5 protein-coding genes are annotated in these 2942 nt (G+C 53.1%); 4 read left to right on the top strand and 1 reads right to left on the bottom strand.

Going from position 1 to position 2942, the window contains the following annotated elements; genetic code table 11:
* Window positions 1–202 (top strand): EAL domain-containing protein (locus Q7V21_RS16860; protein WP_304918393.1); only part of this gene is annotated, 202 nt, incomplete at its 5' end.
* Between the two features lie 480 nt (window positions 203–682).
* On the opposite strand, the gene Q7V21_RS16855 is transcribed toward Q7V21_RS16860, so the two are convergent.
* The gene (locus tag Q7V21_RS16855) at window positions 683–1660 is read right to left on the bottom strand and encodes an NAD(P)-dependent oxidoreductase (RefSeq protein WP_304918392.1); all 978 of its coding nucleotides are present in this window, start codon (window positions 1658–1660) and stop codon (window positions 683–685) included.
* Window positions 1661–1771: 111 nt separating this feature from the next.
* On the opposite strand from Q7V21_RS16855, the gene Q7V21_RS16850 reads away from it, so the two are divergent.
* From Q7V21_RS16850 to Q7V21_RS17975, 3 genes are all read left to right on the top strand, one after another.
* Window positions 1772–2317: a TetR/AcrR family transcriptional regulator gene (locus Q7V21_RS16850; protein WP_304918391.1), complete on the top strand. Its 546-nt coding sequence runs from the start codon at window positions 1772–1774 to the stop codon at window positions 2315–2317.
* A gap of 160 nt (window positions 2318–2477) precedes the next feature.
* A complete protein-coding gene (locus Q7V21_RS16845) occupies window positions 2478–2702 on the top strand; it encodes a hypothetical protein (protein ID WP_304918390.1) in 225 nt (74 codons plus the stop codon).
* 27 nt (window positions 2703–2729) lie between these two features.
* Window positions 2730–2942, top strand: a 213-nt coding sequence (locus Q7V21_RS17975; RefSeq protein WP_370654081.1) for an EAL domain-containing protein, incomplete at its 3' end; no start/stop codon positions are given.

Here is a 2942-nt window from a genome sequence, read left to right as displayed (position 1 = left end):
TCAACAAATGGTACAAAGCATCATCAATATTGGGAAAAATCTTCAAATGGATGTGGTAGCCGAGGGGATTGAAACCCAGGCACAGCTGGAGATGCTGACCAATTTTGGTTGCGACAGGTTTCAAGGCTACTATTTTGCACGACCACTGGATAAAGCAGACTTGATGCACTTTGTAGAAGAAAATCGTAAACCGCTTTCATAGCAGACCAAATTAAAAATTAAAGGGGACTCATCCCTTCAGACATGTTTTGTTGTGGTGATATACCAGATCAGGTCATGCCGTGTGAGTTCTTTCGTTTATGAACTTAATCTATTCTTTAACCAGGTCTTTTCGTGGGGATTGGTCAGTGGCTGACCCCTTCTGTTCCTTGATTCTGTTACTGCCTACCGACAGCTTGGGATGCCTGGATCGTTTATGGGCTGTACCCGGTTGGTCTTAATTTGCTTTTATTTATAGTATTGGCATATTTGGGTAATAAAAAATAAATGTATAACAAGGCCAGTCAGCAACGCTCCCGTTGGTCGCTGGACCTCAAACCCGCTGCGCGGCTTTTCGGCCGCTGCTGGCTGCGTTAAGTCGAATAGACCAAGGCCAGCGCGAGGTCAATCGGTACCTTGGCCCAGCCGCTGCCGCTTCCTGGCGTCTATCCGCTGACGTACTTCACCCCAACAACGATTTGCTTCAGCGTTCCTGCATGGCCTTGAGCCCTTGTTCCCAGGACACTATGGGTCGGTAACCCAGTTCGCGCTGCGCCTTGCTGATGTCCAGCGTGAATGGCTTTCCGATCAGGCGAAGCATTTGGCGGGTAATGGGTGGCTCGCCCGGGCGTGAGAAGGTGCGCCACATCCACTCCATCATGCTGGCCATAATCCATGCTACCGGCAGCGGTGCCGAAGCGCGTGGCGACTCGATACCGCGCGTCTGAAGCAAGCCGGATACAAACTGCTTTAGCGTGCTGTCGTTGCCGTCGCTGACGAAGTAAGCCTCGCCGCCGCGGCCTTTCTCGATAGCCAGTTCGACCGCATGGCAGACGTTGTCTACGTGAGCTGTAGACATGGCCTGTGAGCCATCGCCCACCCAGCGAAACTGGCCTGCTCTCACGGTTTCGATCATGTGATCCAGCGTCGGCATACCAGCACCCCAGATCATAGGTGGGCGGATGACGACGGTTTCAAACACGCCTGAGCGATTGGCACCCAGCACCAGCGCTTCGCTGCGCGCCTTGGACGCGCTGTAGGGTGCCCAGGCGCGTTCATTTCTCGGCAGCGACTCGTTGACTTGAAGCATCGGTGCTAAGTCACCCATCACAACCGCCGCCGCGCCAACCTGCACGAAGCGCTTGACCGACGCTGCCTCTGCTGCACGTAGCAGGCTGGCCGTACCTTGCACGTTGGATCGCTCGAACTCATCGCGGTCGCCCCACAACTTGAAGAGGGCGGCGACGTGAATTACTACGCTGCAGCCTTGGGCGGCGATCGTCAACGACGCCATATCGTCGAGCGAGCCGTGCACGGCCTGCGCCCCGAGCTCTGTTACAGTTTGCATGGCTTGGTCGCTGCGCGCCAGCGCACGAACCTGCCACCCTTGGGCGATGAGGCGTTCGATGAGGCGACCGCCAACAAATCCGGAACCGCCGGTGATCAAGCAAATAGGAGCCATGACAAACCTTCCTGTAGTATAGTAAGGGTACAACGATAATATATCATTGTTATACTAAATGTATATCGATGATATATATCTGTCAAGAAGCTCCACGTTCAAAGGGTTGAGATGAACACCGAAACTAAGATTCTGGATGCGGCGGCAACACTGCTTGAGGAACAAGGCCCGGACGGCCTGACGACGCGAGCAGTCTGCGAGGCCGCAGGTGTCAGAACGCCTACGCTTTACCACCACTTCGGGGATAAGGGCGGGCTGGAGCGGGCATTGATTCGGCGTGGGATGACGGAATTCATGGAGCGCAAGCGCACGCCGCCGCCTTCAGTCGATCCATTAGTGCAACTGCGCTTTGGGTGGGATGTCGCCCTGGAGTTCGCGCTCAAGCATCCGGCACTGTATGCACTCATCGCGGAGCACGCTCGCGCACAACCGGCGCTGATCGCTGACGCCTATGCGCTGATGCACGCGCGGGTTCAACGACTGGTGGACATGGGGCGTTTCCGCGGCCCGGTTGACGCTACAGCGCGCGCCATATGGGCGGCATCTCAGGGGGCGCAGTCACTGATACTACAGGGCGTGTCGCGCAAGGACATAGAAGCGGTTAGTGATCTACTATTCGAGGCTGTTGTCGATAAGCTGTCGCAAGCTGCGTCTTAGCCACATCCTCAGCCTCCGCCTAAAAGCTACGGGAGCCGCTGTAAGTTAACTAATGCATTAGGGATGAAACATGGGCGCTTGATCAGCTCAATTTTCTCCCCACGGTCGAGTATGCGATGGCATCTAACAAATCAATCCTGAGCGACAATAGTATGTGGTGATGTCTTTTGCAAAAAGCGCAAAAGCCACGCCAACATACTTTCGCGCCAGATCAGGGGTGTTATGGAATGAAAATCAAAAAATTACTGCTGCCAATCTTCAGGGAAAGACACTTAGCAATGAAAACTTTCAACATTGGATCTGCAAGCAAACTGATAGACCTGCAGTATTAAAATCTCACGGAGGGAATAGGAAAAGTGCGAAATATCAAAATCAAGTTGGCTGACCCCTTGATTCTCCTTGATTCTGCCCCTTGATTCTGCTGCCAATTGATGAGCTTAAAATTGATAAAAGCTTTATGGATGCCGCTTTAACAGATCAAAGTGCTCAACAAATGGTACAAAGCATCATCAATATTGGGAAAAATCTTCAAATGGATGTGGTAGCCGAGGGGATTGAAACCCAGGCACAGCTGGAGATGCTGACCAATTTTGGTTGCGACAGGTTTCAAGGCTACTATTTTGCA

It is taken from the genome of Methylophaga sp. (assembly GCF_030651745.1).
This window is presented reverse-complemented; position numbering and strand designations above follow the sequence as displayed.